Source organism: Arthrobacter globiformis (assembly GCF_030818015.1).
GTDB classification, from domain to species: domain Bacteria; phylum Actinomycetota; class Actinomycetes; order Actinomycetales; family Micrococcaceae; genus Arthrobacter; species Arthrobacter globiformis_C.
In genome coordinates, this window is record NZ_JAUSZX010000003.1 from 88,272 (window position 1) to 105,241 (window position 16,970).

Sequence of the window (16,970 nt, forward strand, 5' to 3'; positions counted from 1 at the left end):
CCCTATGCAAGCCACTCACGGCCTCAGTATTGCCTCGTCACCTATGGCGGCATCCTCATCCACCCCGCTCGGCGCTTTCGGGTTTGTAGCCTTAGGACTGACGGAGGGGCATTCCGTGCGATTACTTAGTACAGGTGTGTCAATCCTTCGGCATGGCTCGTAGCGGATCTGAGCCCTGGCCACGGCGTTTCCGCCACCCCTGGCCGGCCAGATCACTCACGCGAAGTGGGGGAGAGGAAGCTCTACGTTGGAGACCGGCGGATAACAATGTCCGCCCCGTTGGTGCAGAATGCGGCGGATCAAAGGCGATGCCTGATGTCCCGCCGCTGCTGCCTCATGCGGCGGCGGGTTCGGCTCTTCCGGTTCCGAATACCTGACTTCGACGTCGAAGTCCTGCCCGGGCCAGCCGGTTAGTCCTGCGCGGAGTGCCGGTCGATCAGCGATTTGGCCATGAGCCGGGCGAGTTCAGCGGCCTGCGGATCGCCTTCCATGGCGGAAATGATGGATCCTTTCAGCAGGAGGTGCCAGGCGCGGGCGAACTCACCGCAGCGCTCCAGCCCGGCATCTTCGGCCAAGGTTTGCACGTGCCCCCGGATCCTTGCCAGGTAACCCACGCAGGCTTTGCCTAAGGGATGGTCCGGGCCCATTTCCATCAGGACCCTAATAAGCATGTTGGATTGGTAACCGCCGTCGCCGAGCCGTTCAGCGAACACGTCAAAGATGACCAGCAGTTCTTCCTCGGAAGTGCGACTGCGATGCTGGACTTCGGCCATGACCTCGTCGAACCAGATATGGTCCCGCAGGGCCAGAACTGCCAGGACCAGATCGTCCTTGGAAGGGAAGTGCCGGTAGAACGTCGACTTGGCGACCCCGGACAATTCAATCAATTCGTTGACGCCGACATCCCGGATGCCCCGCTGGGAGAACAGATCATAGGCGGTGGCAAGGATACGATCCACGACGCCGGCCCTGGGCACGGAGAGCGAGGCTGGAAATGAAATGCCGCGCGGAACGTCGACTTCGGTCATTAAGGGAGTCTACGCCCCTACAGACGAAGGGGCCCGGACCCTACGAGCGACCAGCAGCGAAGAAGACTTGTCCGTAAGACCCGCCCATGACTCCGGGCGACCGCGCGTAGCGCTGGGTCGCTGCTATACCCGATCTAGCGTGCAACGGCTCAATCGCGTCCCCGGCGAAGCCACGTTATGGCTTCGCCAGGGAGGAAGTGAAGTACCTGATGGGGAATGGCAGCGGGATCACCCGCAAAACGAAAAGGGCGATAACGTAATCCACCGGGGATGACCCCAACAGCGCGATCCGGGAAACGTCCGAGGGTGAAGGAAAGACCCGTCTCGCAGCCCGGGAGAAATTTACCCCTTGAACATGTATCAGCATCGGAAGCCTCGCGCCCTGGCCCAGCGCGTCGATGACTTCAAGAGCGGCGTGAGCCTCGTCAGCCCCTATCGTCTCGCCTGCTCTCCAGCGCAGCCGCAGGAATCCATCGGCGAGTTCCATAGTGCCCTTATCGGCTATGTCGAGACTGCGAATGTGGTCCTCATCTTGTGAATTTTTCAATCCAACCCCTGACCGTAGCCCAGAACATGGTGGCACCCATTAGTAACTCGGCGGAACAGGCTTTTGTTTGCACATCACCCGACAGCCGCTCCCAACACGTCCGGTGGAGTCTGGGGGGCCGGGCATGGCCAACATCGTCGCCGATTCACCCAGGGGGCGCGGCCTCGCGATGATCGGCCAGATCATGATCAACCTCCAAGGCCCGGGAAAGAGAGTGTCCATTTAGGTTCGGGAGCCGGCTTTAGCGATCGGGCGTACAGGGTAAAGACCTTGCCCTGGCCCCGTTTGGTGTTGAGTGCCGGTCTCGGCCTACAGTTGGGGCCGTAGCCCGGTATGCCCCTCAATATGCCGGGCTACGGCCTTTTAATTACCTTGGCCCTCGCGTGGTCTCTCGGCGAACTAGTGGGCTGCGTCGTATTTCGCGGTGATTTCCCGATTGATGGCTCCGCGGCTGTTCACGCTCAGGCCTTGAGCCTCGGCCCAGGCCCGGATTTTCCCGGTCCTGCTTTTTCCGGAGGGTGGTCTGCGGGTCTTTCCCGCCGGTCCTGCCGTTCTGCGGCCTGCTGACGCATACCGGCTAACGGTTGCGCGCAGTTCCTCGGCATGAGCGGAATTGAGATCAATTTCGTAGGAATTGCCATCTATGGCAAAGCGCACTGTTTCTTCGGCTGCCGACCCGTCGATGTCGTCTTCAAGAACGATGATTCTTCAAATTGCCATCAGAAAATTCTAACAGCGTTCTTCCACGCGAATTGGGCATTGAGTGCACGTGGCCCTTCGCCACCGGAAGTCGCTGTTGATCAACCACCACCGATGACCGCTTTTATGGTTTTTGGAGTTGAAGCTGCAATGCTTCGTGGATGCGTTCTTTCAAGGCACGAGGGCGGAATGGCTTGGTCATGACCGTGTTGGCTCCCGCCGAGGTGACCTGCTCTGCCACGTCTTCGTGGCCCGTGAGCATGAGGATGTAGACGTCGCTGAAGGCCCTTATCCGGTTGATTACTTCAAGGCCGTTGATGTCGGGAAGGCCGAAATCGAGGATGACAATGTCAGGGATATTTGTCCGTACGGCGTTGATGCCGGCGGTACCCCTTGCCGCAGTCCGGACGTCAATATCTGAAGCCTCAAGGATTGCCTGGATGAGACCGCGGACGTCCGCGTCGTCCTCAATTACAACAGCCGTTCGGGTCCCCAACATGACACATCTCCTATGGCAGCCCCAGTACCGCCTTTGAGGGAACCATATCAAACATATGCAGCGGATATTTATGTGCTGTTTGGCGTGAAAGGCCGGCAGTTTTGATGCCGTATCGGCTTGTGCGGGTTTCCAGTTCAGCAGGAGATACGCGACGCCCATTCCCTGATGTCTTCGTGTGCGAAGCGGACTCCGGGGAGGGCAGTGCGGAGCCTGTCGCCGATCCTGCCTTCCACAACCAACAACGGAAGGCCGGCGGAGACCGCGGCTGTGGTTTCAAGGACTTCGTCCAGGCGTTCCAGCAGGCCTGACAGGATCTGGTGGACCCGATGATGGCGGCGCGGTCAGCGGACTTGAAGCGGTGGAGACAGCGATGGCGTGCCGTCTGTCCATTGGACTTTCAGGATTTGGACTAGGAAGGAGGACGATGCGGGTGCCCGGTGCAGAGCCTGGTGATTTGTTCCACGGCGGCGCTGGCATGGATCTCCTGGACGACCCCCTGAATTCCACCTCGGGAACACCCAAGCAGTCATCGAGTTCGATCCGGCCGCCTGCCGGGAAGCGGTGGAGGGGCATGGGGTTCCTTGCGGTGAACCCGTCGCCTTCGGGCTTAAGTATGGGCGAGGGAAAGTGTCAGGCATGTCCTAGGGGACTGATGATTGCCAGTGTTTTTGCCCTTGCGGGAAAGACATAGAACGGCGGTGGCCGGCACATGCTTGCGTGCATGAGAGCATGGGCGGGGCCGGAAGGACGAGCTGAGGGGCGCACAAACCGACCGTCCGGTGATTCAGGATTCCAAAAAGGGCAGGTGCTTATCGTGGGCGGCGGCGCAGAGATTTGGCGTACTGATCCACGCACGCTGCGGGATGTGGTCCTTGACCGGGAGGCAGTGGAAAGCCGGCTCGCCGGTTGCCCACCGCTGGAGCGTGTGTGGTTCCTGGCGTTGCTGGACCGCGATGAGGAAGCACTGAGTGAGGGCCTGCCATTGCTGGCTGAATCCCGGGACCGGCTTAAGCCACTGCTGGTCCTGGCCCAGGTTTATCAGCGCAGCTACCGGTGGCATGAGGCGGCGAGGCTGCAGGAGGAAGCGCTCCGGCTGGCCTCAAGCCGGGCCCGGGAAGCGATGGTCCGCCACGAGATTGGCCGGCGTCTCTTTGATGAAGCCCGGTACAGGGACGCCGCTGCCGAATTCGAATGGGCCAGCGACCTGTACCGGGTGACCGGGCGTGAGCAGCTGTCCACGGTGTCGCGGCAAGCGATGGAACGCGCCCGGCAGGCCCACGCTGCCCACCAGTTGCCCGCTCCCCTCTAGGAACCGCAACAAACAGCAACAGTCAGGGCGGCCCCCACGACTGCCCGGAAAATTGAGCCTATTTAGTGGATACGGTGCACCGGTCTTGAGAATTCGTGGCCAGAATGGGCGAAGCGGCGTGCAGCAGCGCGCGTGTCTCTAACCAGAACGGAACCAGTGTGCACCACTCCGCAGGCCAGCCCTCACGGCACGGGCAGCCGCCCGCGCCCGACCGGTCCTCCTCCAGCCCAGGAAAATTTGGGGGTTTGACGGCGAATGAGTCTCCGCAGGTTATGGACGCCACGGTCTTGCGGATACTCGAGGAACAGGCCGGGCACAGCGTGGCGGCGAAGTTTTTCCAGGATTACCTTGCTCTGTTGCCGGTGCGCACCGGCGGCATCGTTGCCGGTATCGCGGTCGAAGACCGGGAACGCGCCCTGGACCATGCGGTGAGCCTCAGGGTAGTTTCCGCGATGATCGGCGCCCGGCAGATGGAAGAATGCGCCGGAGCGCTGGAACGGCAATTGCGGCTGGGCCATACACCGGCAGTCGACGCAACTAAGCGGCTGCTGTCCAGGAACATTCTCCGGATCCTCTACGAGTCCCACCGCCAGGGCCTTGTGATAAGCCCCTAAATTCGCAGTGGATGCTGCGTCAACCTGAACGCCCATTCCAATGGCCGGCCTATCCTTCCCGGAACAGAAGCATGCCGGAATCAGACAATTCCGGATCAAAATAAATACCTTCCCCGTCTTATTCCTTTCGTCTAGCGGTATGGTTCTCTCAGGTCGTCCCGTTCCTGCCCCTGAAAGGCAGCAGGCGCGGTGGCCGCTGCCGGGCTCAGCCGGCAGGCACCCACCCATAAAGGAATAAGCCGATGTCCAGGGACGAGTTTTCTCTTCCGGCCGCCGGCGCAGAACCGATACCGGGTCCGGGGGGACCGGCGATGCAGTCGCCACAGGACGTGGACTGCCTGACTCTGCGCCGCCAGGTCATGGAGCTGATCGAGGACGTCCTGAAGGATCCTGATCCTGACCGTGATTGGGCCAGGGCCCAGCTGCGTGAGCTCCTGGCCGCGTACCCGGGGAATCCGGAGCGGGCGCTGCTGGAACACCTGATCGCCACACGAAATCAGACGGACTTCGCTGAGGAAAACAACGTCCCCTCCGACAAGGACGTGGACAGGGCACCCTCCGCGTCCGTGGATACCGGTCCCCGGCCCGTTCCCTTCGAACGTCGCACGAAAAAGAGAATCCAAGCCGTGCTGGGCAACAGGATGCTGCTGACGGCTTTTCAGCCTATTAGGGAACTGCCGGCCGGAAGAGTTACCGGCTTCGAGGCCCTGACGAGGTTTGTGAGCAAGGACGGAGCCAGCGCCGACACATGGTTCAGGGAGGCCGCCGCCATTGGCCTTGGCACGGACCTGGAGCTCGCTGCTCTCCAGTGCGCACTATCTGCAGCTCGGGAAATCCCCCCGCATCTATTCATCGCCTTCAACCTGAGCCCCAAGACGTTCACCCAGGCGCCACTCCGGGAGATGCTGGAACACTCCCACGTGGCCGTGGACAGGATCGTCGTGGACCTGACAGGACCGGCCGACAGCGGGGACTGGGAAGCGGCGGCCAGAGCCCTGGACCCGCTCCGCCAACGCGGCCTGCGCGTCGCGGTGGACGGTTCCGGCAGCGACGCCGCGTCACCGGCACAGATCCTGAGCCTGCGGCCGGACATCATCAGGCTCGACCGGGACTTCATCACCGCCATCGCCGCCTCACCGGCCCGTGATGACCATGCCGTGGTGGCGCTTGCCTTCGAAGTGGGTGCCGTCCTGGCCGCCGAAGGCGTAGAAACAGAGGCAGAACTCGCCGCGGTCGTGGAAGCAGGCCTGACCGAAGGACAGGGCTACCTGCTGGGCCGGCCCTCGGTGCATCCCCTTGACTGGTCTGCCTGGATCATTCAGGCAGAAACCACCGCCACCGGGCCATACCTTGGCGGATCGAAAACCTAAGCTAAAGCGGTGACGACTAACGGGAGGTCAGCGCCAGAACCACGACGACGGCGGTCATGATGGTGAGGATGCCGAGACCAGGCCGCCGCCGGTGCGGGTTGATGTCGATGTAGGGCATGCGCCTATTCCACCGGACCCGCCTGGACCGGCTTCTTACGCCGGTACTGACTATTGATCCCCCACCGGAAGAGGACATGCGCGCACAGCAGAGACAAGAGCATGAAGCCCATCAGCGCGGCGAGGCCGATCAGGTACCGAGTGAAATCCAAAGCGGGCTTACCTTTCAATAGCAAACCTGCAGATCGTAGCCCAACCGATCAGATATACACAGTCAAGCTCAAGGTTGGCTCAAGATCACACAACCAGCTTCCTCACTAACGAAGGATTTCAAGAATAGGTGGAATCGAGAATGGCGGTGTGTAGAGTTTGCCGATAATTGGCGGCGTTCTGTGATCGCTTCATGTCGCATGGCTTTGGGCCACTAGCTGTCTTGTATCGATAGCGTTTCGAGACGGGAAGGTTTCGCGACAAAAAACGGCTCCAATCGCCGAATGGACTCGCTCGGATTCGAGCCCAGCCTCACCCCACTTTCCGGAGGAAGGTCACCTTCGTTTTCTTACTACTAGACACCGAGTTGGATTGGGCGAAGGAGTCGGCCGCCGTCAGGCGGATTCCTCACGGAACAGGGGTGCCGGTCGAGGTGATGGCGGAGTATGTCGTCGGCGACAACGCCGGGAGAAGGTGCAACCAACCTTTTCCCTTCTGCCAGCATCACCTACGCAATCCGCCAGCCCCTCTCCTTCTCCCTGTATGGAGGTTCAGGAGGTTCAGGACTGCACCCGGGTAACCGTCAGCAGGGGCAACGAGAGCGCCTGCGGAGCATTGGCTCCGGGCCCGGAGTACTCGATCTGCATGGCCACGGAATCGTGCGGGGCAAGATAGCTGATCCAGACCTGTTCGGTGGTGCCGGCAGCGATGGTGCCAGGGCCATGGTCGGAGTCCTGCGGGGCTACGGTGATGCCTGAGGACAGCAGCTTGAGACGCAGCTGGCCCGGGCTGAAAAGCACCGGTTCAGGCCTGTCGTTACGGACCGCGATCTCCAGCACCACGACGTCGCCCCAGGTGAAGTTGCCTGGTTGCGGCCAGTCGGAGTCCAGGAGGGGGTCACCGTTGTGATGATCGACCGCGGCGCTGGTGCCCTGTCGCGCAGAAACGCGCTGTACCCCGGGCTTTCCTGCCGCCGCGGCTACGTCCGGACCGTTCGTGACCTGCGATATTGCCGAGGCGAGCGACTTGGCAGCAGGCTGCCCCTGCGCGTCAAGCCTGTCCAAGCGACCGGCCTCGACCAGGGACAGCGTCCCGAAGGCGGTGGGCAGCTCTGCTCCGGTGCCGGGCTTGCGGGACACTACGCCGTAAGTCCCGCCGCCGACCAGCAGGAGCGCTCCGCCCCCGATGATGAGTCCAAACTGCCGGCGGCTCAGGGGCGGTGCGGCAGGGGACGGTGAAGGAAAGTTCATGACTGCTCCCCAATATTGTTTTCCCGGCTAGGTCAAGTGTTGTGGGGGAAGCCTACGGAAAGGCTGTGAAGCCCGATTTGTCAGAACATGCCTGGGTCCAGCGGGCATGTTTTGTGTTTCCCGGTGGTTGGCCCGCCGATCTTCAGGAATGCCTGCGGGCCCGGTCGAGGGCCGTCGGGACGCCGGGGGCTTGACCCCCACCTTCACGTTTGATCCATCCGCAGAGGGACATGACGCTCTTTGAGGGCAGCAGCGGGGAAGGGTTCAGGCTGCGTTGACTGTAACTGTCTTGGTGGCCAGGACCTCCGAGGTGATCCAGTGCAGGAACTGGATGCTGATGGTGTACCTTCCGGGTGAGGCCGGGCGGAGCAGGAAATCAAACTTCTCCGCAGCGCCGGACTTGATGATGTTGGTCAGCAGCGGCTGCCCCGCCTGGGAGGGCTGGACCGCAGGTCCGGTGGGGCTGGGGGTGTTCCAGAAGGGCCGGCCGTCATGGGCGATGAGCTCCGCGATCTTGGCCGGCCTGCCCGCGGAGTCGGTGAACGTGGTGCGTGTGGGGAAGTAATCTACGTTCACCATCCGCACCAGGGTTGGGTATTTCCCGTTCCGCACCACGTTGGCCCGCATCTGAGAGATGGCCCAGACGATGTCGTCACCCCTTGGCCGGTGGGCGATCGCGCCGCCGAGGAGGAAGAAATGCCTGGGCTGGAACCGGTTGAGGCCCACGTCCTCGCCGTTGAGCCCCGCAGCGTGGTTGAGCTCGTGCCAGCGCGGGTCGAGGGAGTAGGGGCCGATAAATGTCTCGGTGTCGATGTCGTAGAGGGGACCGTTCACGGAATGACGCCGTGTGCCGGCGGGCCAGGGGGATGCAGGGTTTTGACGCGGATCAACGACGACCGCACCGAACATGCCCATCTGGACGTGCAGGGGCGTGTTGACGTGGCAGTGGTAGAAGTAGGTGCCAGAGGCTCCACGGTTGGGGTTGCCCGGTTCGCCCACTTCCGGCCGCCACTGGTACGTGTAATGCCCTGTGACCTCGAAGGACGTGTGGCCCACACCGTCATTGCGCGGATCCGGCTCAATGCCGTGCCAGTGGATGGTGTGGACGCGCTTGCCCGGTTTGACCGTGCCATGGAAGATTTGACCCTCCGTCAGCCGAAGCGTCGTGCCCGGCAGCTGGCGGCCAAACTTGTCCGCCTCAAAGCTCCACACTTCGTGCTCGGAGCCGTCGGGGAAGGTCAGCTTCCGGTTGAAGAAGTCGAACTCCTTGGCGACGTTCGGCGGCAGCGGAAACTCAGTCTCCGGGCTGCCTTCATGGGGCTGGTCTGACGCGAAGTCCACCTGGCTCCGGAACAGCTGGTGGGGATCTGCAGCGGTGGGCGGGGTTCCAGGGGCAGGCGTGGGTGTCGCGGCCAGCACCCAGTCTGCGACCAGTCCGCCGGGATACAGGCCGCCCCGGGCAGTCTGGGACGGCTCCGCGTGGCAGTGCATCGGATATTTCCAGTCCTCGTTGCGCGCATTCCAGACGGGGTCCACCACCTCGGGCGGGCGGCGTACCGGAAGTATTGCTTCCTTCCGTTCCAGCGGCTGCAGCTGGATGGTGTCCTCCCATTGCTGAAGGACGACATCACCCTGGGGTGTGACGTGGCCGTTGGACCGGGGAAAGTCGATGCCGTTGGCGCGCACCGTCCACACGTGGTTGCCGTGATAGTGCAGCTGGTGGTCCACGATTCCGGCGTTGACCATTCTCATCAGCTGCCCCGTGAGGATGGCCCCGGCGGCAGGGGAGGCGCTGAAGTTCCGTACGTCGGTTTCCCGCGGGAACCCGGAGGCGAGGGTGTCCTGGTCACGGCGTTCGTCCAGTTCCTTGTCGGTGCTGACGGCCAGCGACTGGAAGCCCGAAAAGCCGTTGATGGTGAAATAGTCCGGCTCCGCCGGGACGGCCAGAGGGTCAACCGTCTGCCCCCGGGATGCAATGCGCGCCCAGTTCGAGTCCACGTCATGGCACAGCCACAGCCACTGCCGCTCGAACTCAGCCGCACCGGCGGCAAGCCGCCACGCGTTGCCGGGATCGATGACCACCAGCGCACCATACAGGCCCAGGGTCCGTTCTACGGGCTGGTTGCCGGGATCGGTGAACACGTAGGTCCCGGGCAGCGGCGCCCTGAACTGCAGAAGCTTCGTTTTTCCCGGGGCAACGGCACCGGATCCCACGTCGGCCCCGCCCGGCCCGGCCCGGTGAAACCGGAGCTCATGCGGCTGGGAAAGGTTGTTGTGCACCATGATCTGGATGGTGCTGCCCGTCTCGGCGATCAGTGTCCGCTCCGGAAAGTAACTCGCCCAGTGTCCACGGCGGACAAAGTACTCGCCCTTGTTCGCCGCATCGGGCCGCAAAGGCTGCGGCCGCCCGTGGGGCGGCGGCGGGGCGCTGAGCGGATAGGTGCGGCTGGCCACCACCCGTCCGTTCGCCGTGATGACGCGCGGGCTCATGGCCAGCGCCGGCTTCGGATCATTCAGTGCGGTGCGGCGCTCCCCGAAGCCCCGGTGGTAGACCAGCGATCCGTCCACCATCGGAACGAATCCATCGTTGATGTGGATATCCAAAATTGCCATGGCCGACCTCCAGGGTGCTGGGGACCGGAACTGAGTTGGCAGGAGAGTCCAGAACGCCCCCAATTGCGCGCTTACAGACAGGACTCATGGTTGCGGCCGCAGCCTAGGGAAAGCTTGTGGCGCGACTATCGACACGCATGTCTTGACATAGGAGAATCCGTAGGCCACAGGCGTCTCCCGTCCGGTGTCACGTCTTGTAAGCCTAGCGTTTCGAGAGGGAAAGGTTTCGAGACCGGGTGGGATGGATGGATCTCGGGACAGACAACAGCCGGTCCACCCTCCGGCTGCCCGTGCGGGAGCAAGAGGGTGGACTGGGTTGTTCGGGAAACTGGATGCGGCAGCGGACTTAGCGGGGAGGTGTCCTAGGGTTGGGCTCGCCGTTGAGGAATCGAGGAGAGCCCGCGGACCCGCTTAACCGGCTTTCACCGGCATAAACCGACGGCGGCCGGGGTACGGTCAGTGCTTAGGAGGATGCCGCTGCGGCAGAAACCACGACGAAGGAGCACATCGTGATTGGATTCATCATTGCCGGCCTCATCATCGGCGCACTCGCCCGCCTTATCAAGCCGGGCAAGCAGAACCTCGGCCTGCTCGCCACTCTTTTGCTGGGCCTTGTCGGCTCGGTGATCGGCGGAGTGGTGGCGTCACTGCTGGGGACGGGGAACATTTTTGAGTTGAACTTCCTGGGCTTCATCGTGGCCGTCATCGCGTCGGTGCTTCTGGTGGGCACGGCCGAAGCGGTTGCCGGCCGCAGGTCACTGCGCCGCTGACCCAGCACCGATTGTCCATCGTTGTTCTTGTTCCCGCTCTATATTCTTTGCTGTTGAAGGCCCGCCGTTTCCCCCAATCGGCGGGCCGTCTCCACAGCCAGCCTGCGGAAGCGCGGAAGTTGGTGCCGCTCGCATGGGCGGTTACGGCTTTCCTTCGGGTGTGGGGCCGGTGCCCCTGCGAAGCCAAGTCATGGCCTTCCTTGACGAGGTGAAGTAGCTGACCGGGTAGGGCAGCGGACTTACCCGCAGAACGAAGAGTGCGATGACATAGTCCACGGGAGACGAACCCAATAGCGCAATCCGGGAAACGCTTCCCTGCGACGGAAAGACTTTTCGGGATTCCCGGGTGAAATTCACCCCTTCAAGGAGTATGAGCATCGGCAAGCTGTTTCCCTGACCGAGCGCATCTATGGCAGCGACTGCGCAGTGAACATCCTCAATCCCAATGGTTTGGCCCTTTCGCCAAGACAGTCGGAGGATTCCGTCCACGTGTTCAAGAGTGCCTTTATCAGTGATTTCAATACTGCGCATGGGGTCCTTCCCGACTGATTTTGGGTCCCCCAAGTCATGACCCTAATCCACGCTGCGCCGTTAGCACTGACTACTCGCAGGGCCGGCACTTTGTTTCTTGAATTTGGTGGTGGCCCTCGGGACACCTTCCCCAGGAAGCTCAAAATTGTGTTCATCCTTGGACAATTCATACCCAATCTTGAGGAGGAGAAGGCATCATGGAGCGGCAAACCCATGAAGCAGGCGAGCGGTTGCTGGGCATTGTGTGGTGACTTCTGTAGCAGAACGGAAGTTCGCACACGCCCAAATCGAGCCCTGCTGGACGCCGTACGCGCCGAGGGATCAGCTGTGCGCTCCGTCTGCCGCTATCACGCTGACTGATTAGTCTCACGCGACCAGATGTGCCAGTTTGAGATCTAAGACCTTCGCCTGGGTGCGTCAGTTAAACGAACAGGGACTCTACTCTGACGTTTCCAGAGCAGTTTTCTGACGTCAGGTTGGGGTGTGCCCAAACCTGACCCGCCCCGCCAGTTCCTCTGGAAGCCACGAGTCTGGTCCCGTGGCAAGGTCGATGACGGTCCACGCCATCACTGTGGCGCCATCGATTACGGCATCGTCTCCGGCTTCGGAGGCTGCAGCTGCGGCGAACTCAGTCGTGTGGGTCGGCGCAACGGATCCTTGAGGCCGATGTGAGGATGGATGCTGGGCACTACCCGGGACACGTTGCCCAAGGTCGGTGGACGGGTGATCGGATGGGTGATGTGATGGCGAAAACATCAAAATGCACCAAGGGGTAACCATAGCGGCTTCCTGGAGACCCACACCTGCAGCCTCACACGGCATTAACCGGAGCGGCGGGACGGCAGTCGTTGCGATAGGTGGCGATCCGGATGATCGCCTGGCCGTCCCGCCGCAGTCGAGTGGTTTCTCAGATTGTCAGCGGAGGGGCGGTCCTGACATATACGGGCGTCCACCCGCCAGACGTCGATTCCGTCCTCTTGATGAAGCATGACGCGCCCGTTTCCCGCACTCAGGTGGATCCACATGGTGGTGCCATCTTCGGTGATGTCGTCGACCCACCCGACACCTTCCGTCCGGTTGCCGCGGCGCAGCTCGACGAATTCATCACGCCACAGGTGTTTCCACTGGGCTATCCGATAGGGCTTGGTTCCCGGGTCCGGCAGGCGTGGCGCCGTGATCGAAGGTTCGCTGTCCTTTTGAGGCATCGTAGGGACCCACACTTGTCCTAGCTAGACGCTCTGAGGATGACGGCGGATCCTTGTCCGCCGCCCCCACATATGCCGGCCGCTCCAAGTTGTCCTGGTCCCAGCTCGGCCAACTGCCGCGCCAGCGTGCCAACAATCCGGGCACCTGAAGCGCCGATGGGATGGCCGAGTGCGACGGCCCCGCCCCGGGTATTAACGATGTCAGGACTGATACCGAGTTTCCGAACCGATCTGATTGCCACGGCGGCGAAGGCTTCATTGATCTCGACGGCTGCGAGGTCCTCAACGTCTGCGTGCATCCGGGCGAGAGCAGCCGTGATCGCGTTGGCCGGCTGGTCGTGCAGACGCACATCAGGACCTGCTACGAAAGCATGCGACTCGATGACGGCGAGGGGTGAAAGGTTCAGGCGTTCAGCTGCGGAATCACTGACCAGCACCAGAGCAGCAGCACCGTCCGTTATCTGGGACGAGTTTCCGGCAGTGATGCTTCCTGCACCGCCAAAGGCCGGGCGAAGTGGAGCCAAGGACTCTTCTGTTGTTCCCCGACGTACCCCGTCATCGTCGGTGATGACTGTAGTGCCCTTACCCGAGACCAGCTTGAACGGCTCGATTTCCTCGGCGAGGAAGTCCGCGTAGGTTTCGGCTTTTTGGTGGGATGCTGCAGCCCAGGCGTCCTGGCTTGGCCTGTCAAGGGCATATTCGCTGTTTCCCTCTTCCGTGGACACGCCCATCGAGCGCTGTTCGAATGCGTCTGTTAGCCCGTCGTACTCGAGCGTGTCCAGAGCCTGCATGGAGCCGTACCTGTTCCCGGCACGCGCTTGGAAGACATGAGGCGCCAAGGACATGGATTCCTGTCCCAAAGCCATAACTACATCTGCCTCACCTGCGGAAATCATACGGGCACCCGAGACCACTGCCTCCATTCCAGACAAGCACACTGCATTCAGCGTTATGGCCGGTACGGACATCGGGACGCCCGCGGTCACCGATGACTGCCGGGCCGGGTTCTGGCCAGCTCCGCCCTGGAGAACTTGTCCAGCAAAAACATACTGCACGTCCGTCGCTTGCACACCGGCGCGACTTAGTGCCGCACTGATCGCATGCGCGCCCAGTGCCGTTGCCGGCACGGAAGCGAACCGTCCGTTGAACCTCGAAAAGGGAGTCCGGGCATAGCCCGCTATCAACACACTCATGCTTGTACCGCCTCAGAAGCTTTCGGGGACTCCGCATTCAGCCCAGGGTGCGCAGTAATGGGAAAACCGGTAAATTCGCGGATGTCCGGGTGGCTGGGCCCCGGTACGTTCAGGGATATATCGAATTCCGCTTCGGTTTTATCGTGAATGTCAGCGAGACTCGCACCCGGGGCCAGGCGGGTCAGCGTGAGCCGCCGGCGGCCGTCGTCCTTCTTCACCAGGTCGAAGACTGCGAGCTCACTGACGATCCGGTCCACGCAGTTCAGCCCGGTCAGGGGCAGGGTGCATTCGCGGACGATCTTGGCTGAGCCGTCTTTGGCGTTGTGTTCGGTGAGGACCACGACGCGCGGGGTGCCGGCGACGAGGTCCATGGCGCCGCCCATGCCTTTGACCATCTTGCCGGGGATGGTCCAGTTGGCGAGGTCGCCGTGGCCGGAGACCTGCATGGCGCCCAGTATGGCGACTTTGACGTGCCCGCCGCGGATCATGCCGAAGGAGGTGGCGGAGTCGAAGATACTGCCGCCGGGCAGGACGGTGACGGTTTGCTTGCCGGCGTTGATGAGGTCGGCGTCCTCCTCACCCTCGTAGGGGAATGGCCCCATACCCAGGAGACCGTTTTCACTCTGCAAAACGACTCGGACGCCGTTGGGCAGGTTGTTGGCCACCAGCGTGGGGATGCCGATGCCCAGGTTCACGTAATCGCCGTCATTCAGTTCTTCGGCCGCGATCGCAGCCATTTCATCCCTGGTCCACGCCATGGGGTTTCTCCTTCGTAAGTGTGTGAGGCCTCAGACGGCCAGGGCCTCGGTGCTGAGAGATTCGGTGCGCGGCCGGACGGTGCGCTGCTCAACGTCCTTGACACGGGCGGTGGCCTGCACCAGTCGCTGCACAAAGACCCCCGGGGTAACGATGTGGTTGGGATCCAGTTCGCCCGGTTCCACAACCACCTCAGCCTCCGCGACGGTGAGTCGACCCGCGGTGGCGACCACCGGATTGAAGTTCCGTGCGGTATACCGGTAGATCAAGTTGCCATCGGTATCAGCCGTGTGGGCGTGTACGAGGGCGACGTCGGCGACGATGGCGCGCTCCTGGATGTACGTTTCACGGTCAAAGACCTCGTGCGGCTTGCCTTCCGCAACCAGGGTGCCAACGCCTGTCTTGGTGTAGAACGCCGGAATGCCCGCCCCACCGGCGCGCAGCCGCTCGGCCAGCGTTCCCTGCGGCGTGAACTCCACCTCAAGGACCCCGGCCAGGTACTGCTCGGCGAACAGCTTGTTCTCACCGACGTAGGAGGCGATCACCTTACGGACCTGCCCTGCTTCGATCAGGATGCCCAGGCCTTTGCCATCAACCCCCATGTTGTTGGAGACGACGGTCAGGTCCTTCGCGCCGGAATCCCGCACGGCCTCAATCAGGTCGGCCGGTATGCCGCTCAGCCCGAACCCGCCCACCGCAAGGGTGATCCCGTCCCTGAGCACCTCGGTCAAGGCGGCGGCCGCGTCGGATTTAAGTTTGGACATCGCATTTCCTTTGTTGTTGTGTGTTGTCAGCTGCGCCATTCGCGGGGGATTTGGACGTAGCTGAGCTAGTACGGTGTGGAGGGTTTCATGCCACTCCGGCTAGGAGATGGCTCGGAGCAAGCCAGACTTCATATCCTTGGGCTTTGTCGATGAGCGTCCGGCTGAATGGGCCTTCAGCGGCCAACCAGAGAATGTTGCCGTCATCGGTGACTGCGTCAACTGTTGCCCTTCGAACAAATTCAGATCCCAGATACACATCCACTTCGGCACCGCGCAGCCGTTCCCATTCCAGAAACGGATTGCCACGGAGCCTGATCAGTGCGTCCGCGCTAATCAGGACCTCAGGTATCAGCACGTGAACACCCGCGGCACGGATTGAGGACGCTTGCGGCAGAGGGCTCATTTGGCAGGGCGCTCAAACCTGGACACTCAGAGGCTCCCCTTCCTGGTGCACTGGATCCCACACCGGCATGCACATCGCCGATTTGCCGCTTTCCCGGTGGTGCTGGAAAGGGCAGCCATGTCCTGCTGCGCTCCTCAAGCCCGGGCCGATTGCCGGCCCGTGAACCTGCGGTGGCGACCTCGTTCCGGAGACACATATCAGGGATTCCTCTTCTCGTGTTCAGAACTACCAGAATAAAGCATGATCATTATTATGATTATGTGAGGTGGTTCTCATTGTCAAGGATGGATAAGATGATCATGATGAATTGTTCACTTTAGGAGGAACTCATGCGGACAACAGCGGCACCCCCTGCGGCGCTTCCCGGGCATGAACTGCGGAGTTCGGCGCCTTCTCCAGATGACCCCCTTCGGGCCGCTCCGACGAACAGGGCCGAAATGGCGGCTAACCTTATCGCCGAGTTGGCCGCGGCCGCCGGTCCGGACGGGCGTCTTGGAAGTAAGGACGAGGTCCGGCAGCGTTGTTCTGTTTCCGTGGGGACTTTCAATGAGGCGTTGAAGATTGCGCAGGCCCGGGGCATCGTTGCCCTGCGGCGCGGCCCGGGTGGAGGAATATTTGCCGCGCAGCAAACCCCTCTGGTCAGGCTGGGCAACCAGATGCTGGCCATGGATGACAGTGAGCACATCGTGGCCGACGCGCTCAGGATGCGCAACGTGTTGGATCCTTTGGTCATCGAAGATGCCTTAATGTACTCTTCAGCGGCTGACGTCCTGGCCATGCGGGAGGAAGTCAAGGCGATGAAACAGGCGATGGCAGACGGAGACATTGCCGCGTTCCTGCATGGGAACTGGCGTTTCCAGGCCTTGGTAGCCAGCATTTCCCCGAACTCTATGCTGCGGACGGTCTTTTTGGGGCTGCTGGAGATACTGGAGCGGCACGCCGTTACGCTGCGGGCGCCGGCGGACCACCCCTTGCCGGGGCTTTTGGAAGAGAGGTTCGAGCTCTACGAGCGGATGGCCGACGCTATGGAAAACCGCGACCGGGAAACCGCGATGCAGATCATGCACATCCATAACAACACCGGCGTCCAGCCGGCGGCCTCACCAAAGGATGCAGTGCTCACCGGTACTGAATAACAGTGAGTGCCTGGTG

Annotated in this window: 19 protein-coding genes; 6 read left to right on the forward strand and 13 right to left on the reverse strand. The window is 62.0% G+C overall.

Features of this window, described 5'->3' with window-relative positions; all coding sequences use genetic code 11:
- Positions 1 to 410: 410 nt before the first annotated feature.
- Both QFZ23_RS23435 and QFZ23_RS23870 read right to left on the reverse strand, forming a co-directional pair.
- The gene (locus tag QFZ23_RS23435; RefSeq protein WP_306927116.1) at positions 411 to 1,028 is read right to left on the reverse strand and encodes a TetR/AcrR family transcriptional regulator; all 618 of its coding nucleotides are present in this window, start codon (positions 1,026 to 1,028) and stop codon (positions 411 to 413) included.
- 175 nt (positions 1,029 to 1,203) lie between these two features.
- The gene (locus QFZ23_RS23870) at positions 1,204 to 1,464 is read right to left on the reverse strand and encodes an STAS/SEC14 domain-containing protein (protein WP_444861256.1); all 261 of its coding nucleotides are present in this window, start codon (positions 1,462 to 1,464) and stop codon (positions 1,204 to 1,206) included.
- On the opposite strand from QFZ23_RS23870, the gene QFZ23_RS23440 reads away from it, so the two are divergent.
- Positions 1,384 to 1,566 carry a hypothetical protein gene (locus QFZ23_RS23440; RefSeq protein ID WP_306927118.1) on the forward strand — a complete coding sequence of 61 codons (183 nt, stop codon included), beginning with the start codon at positions 1,384 to 1,386 and terminating at the stop codon, positions 1,564 to 1,566. The two genes, QFZ23_RS23870 and QFZ23_RS23440, sit on opposite strands and share 81 nt — an antisense overlap.
- A gap of 408 nt (positions 1,567 to 1,974) precedes the next feature.
- Here QFZ23_RS23440 and QFZ23_RS23445 read toward each other — a convergent pair whose 3' ends face one another.
- Together QFZ23_RS23445 and QFZ23_RS23450 are read right to left on the reverse strand one after the other, a co-directional pair.
- Positions 1,975 to 2,280 (reverse strand): histone-like nucleoid-structuring protein Lsr2, encoded by a 306-nt coding sequence (locus QFZ23_RS23445; protein ID WP_306927196.1) that lies wholly within the window; start codon positions 2,278 to 2,280, stop codon positions 1,975 to 1,977.
- Between the two features lie 118 nt (positions 2,281 to 2,398).
- On the reverse strand, positions 2,399 to 2,773 hold the full coding sequence (locus QFZ23_RS23450; RefSeq protein WP_306927119.1) for a response regulator transcription factor: 375 nt from the start codon (positions 2,771 to 2,773) through the stop codon (positions 2,399 to 2,401).
- Positions 2,774 to 3,578: 805 nt separating this feature from the next.
- Between QFZ23_RS23450 and QFZ23_RS23455 the strand changes: the two genes are divergently transcribed.
- From QFZ23_RS23455 to QFZ23_RS23465, 3 genes are all read left to right on the forward strand, one after another.
- A complete protein-coding gene (locus tag QFZ23_RS23455) occupies positions 3,579 to 4,082 on the forward strand; it encodes a hypothetical protein (protein WP_306927121.1) in 504 nt (167 codons plus the stop codon).
- Positions 4,083 to 4,354: 272 nt separating this feature from the next.
- Positions 4,355 to 4,696, forward strand: a complete 342-nt coding sequence (locus QFZ23_RS23460) for a hypothetical protein (RefSeq protein WP_306927123.1) — start codon at positions 4,355 to 4,357, stop codon at positions 4,694 to 4,696.
- Positions 4,697 to 5,007: 311 nt separating this feature from the next.
- The gene (locus QFZ23_RS23465; protein ID WP_306927124.1) at positions 5,008 to 6,066 is read left to right on the forward strand and encodes an EAL domain-containing protein; all 1,059 of its coding nucleotides are present in this window, start codon (positions 5,008 to 5,010) and stop codon (positions 6,064 to 6,066) included.
- Between the two features lie 122 nt (positions 6,067 to 6,188).
- Here the strand turns inward: QFZ23_RS23465 and QFZ23_RS23470 are convergent, their stop codons facing one another.
- The 3 genes from QFZ23_RS23470 to QFZ23_RS23480 all read right to left on the reverse strand — a co-directional run bounded on the left by QFZ23_RS23470 (position 6,189) and on the right by QFZ23_RS23480 (position 10,196).
- The gene (locus QFZ23_RS23470; RefSeq protein WP_306927125.1) at positions 6,189 to 6,335 is read right to left on the reverse strand and encodes a hypothetical protein; all 147 of its coding nucleotides are present in this window, start codon (positions 6,333 to 6,335) and stop codon (positions 6,189 to 6,191) included.
- 558 nt (positions 6,336 to 6,893) lie between these two features.
- Positions 6,894 to 7,583: a hypothetical protein gene (locus QFZ23_RS23475; protein WP_306927127.1), complete on the reverse strand. Its 690-nt coding sequence runs from the start codon at positions 7,581 to 7,583 to the stop codon at positions 6,894 to 6,896.
- A gap of 264 nt (positions 7,584 to 7,847) precedes the next feature.
- Positions 7,848 to 10,196 carry a multicopper oxidase domain-containing protein gene (locus QFZ23_RS23480; RefSeq protein WP_306927130.1) on the reverse strand — a complete coding sequence of 783 codons (2,349 nt, stop codon included), beginning with the start codon at positions 10,194 to 10,196 and terminating at the stop codon, positions 7,848 to 7,850.
- A 509-nt stretch (positions 10,197 to 10,705) separates the two neighbouring features.
- On the opposite strand from QFZ23_RS23480, the gene QFZ23_RS23485 reads away from it, so the two are divergent.
- Positions 10,706 to 10,966 (forward strand): GlsB/YeaQ/YmgE family stress response membrane protein, encoded by a 261-nt coding sequence (locus tag QFZ23_RS23485; RefSeq protein WP_306927133.1) that lies wholly within the window; start codon positions 10,706 to 10,708, stop codon positions 10,964 to 10,966.
- Between the two features lie 141 nt (positions 10,967 to 11,107).
- Here QFZ23_RS23485 and QFZ23_RS23875 read toward each other — a convergent pair whose 3' ends face one another.
- The 6 genes from QFZ23_RS23875 to QFZ23_RS23510 all read right to left on the reverse strand — a co-directional run bounded on the left by QFZ23_RS23875 (position 11,108) and on the right by QFZ23_RS23510 (position 15,818).
- A complete protein-coding gene (locus QFZ23_RS23875) occupies positions 11,108 to 11,497 on the reverse strand; it encodes a DUF7793 family protein (protein WP_444861255.1) in 390 nt (129 codons plus the stop codon).
- A gap of 821 nt (positions 11,498 to 12,318) precedes the next feature.
- Entirely contained in the window at positions 12,319 to 12,702 is a 384-nt protein-coding gene (locus tag QFZ23_RS23490) for a hypothetical protein (RefSeq protein WP_306927134.1), read from the reverse strand.
- 20 nt (positions 12,703 to 12,722) lie between these two features.
- Entirely contained in the window at positions 12,723 to 13,895 is a 1,173-nt protein-coding gene (locus tag QFZ23_RS23495; RefSeq protein WP_306927137.1) for an acetyl-CoA C-acyltransferase, read from the reverse strand.
- Positions 13,892 to 14,653 carry a CoA transferase subunit B gene (locus QFZ23_RS23500; RefSeq protein WP_306927138.1) on the reverse strand — a complete coding sequence of 254 codons (762 nt, stop codon included), beginning with the start codon at positions 14,651 to 14,653 and terminating at the stop codon, positions 13,892 to 13,894. Before QFZ23_RS23500 ends, QFZ23_RS23495 begins: the two co-directional genes overlap by 4 nt.
- A 30-nt stretch (positions 14,654 to 14,683) precedes the next feature.
- Positions 14,684 to 15,415: a CoA transferase subunit A gene (locus tag QFZ23_RS23505; RefSeq protein WP_306927140.1), complete on the reverse strand. Its 732-nt coding sequence runs from the start codon at positions 15,413 to 15,415 to the stop codon at positions 14,684 to 14,686.
- A gap of 85 nt (positions 15,416 to 15,500) precedes the next feature.
- Entirely contained in the window at positions 15,501 to 15,818 is a 318-nt protein-coding gene (locus QFZ23_RS23510; RefSeq protein ID WP_306927142.1) for a hypothetical protein, read from the reverse strand.
- Between the two features lie 437 nt (positions 15,819 to 16,255).
- On the opposite strand from QFZ23_RS23510, the gene QFZ23_RS23515 reads away from it, so the two are divergent.
- On the forward strand, positions 16,256 to 16,954 hold the full coding sequence (locus QFZ23_RS23515) for a FadR/GntR family transcriptional regulator (protein ID WP_306927143.1): 699 nt from the start codon (positions 16,256 to 16,258) through the stop codon (positions 16,952 to 16,954).
- Positions 16,955 to 16,970 lie beyond the last annotated feature (16 nt).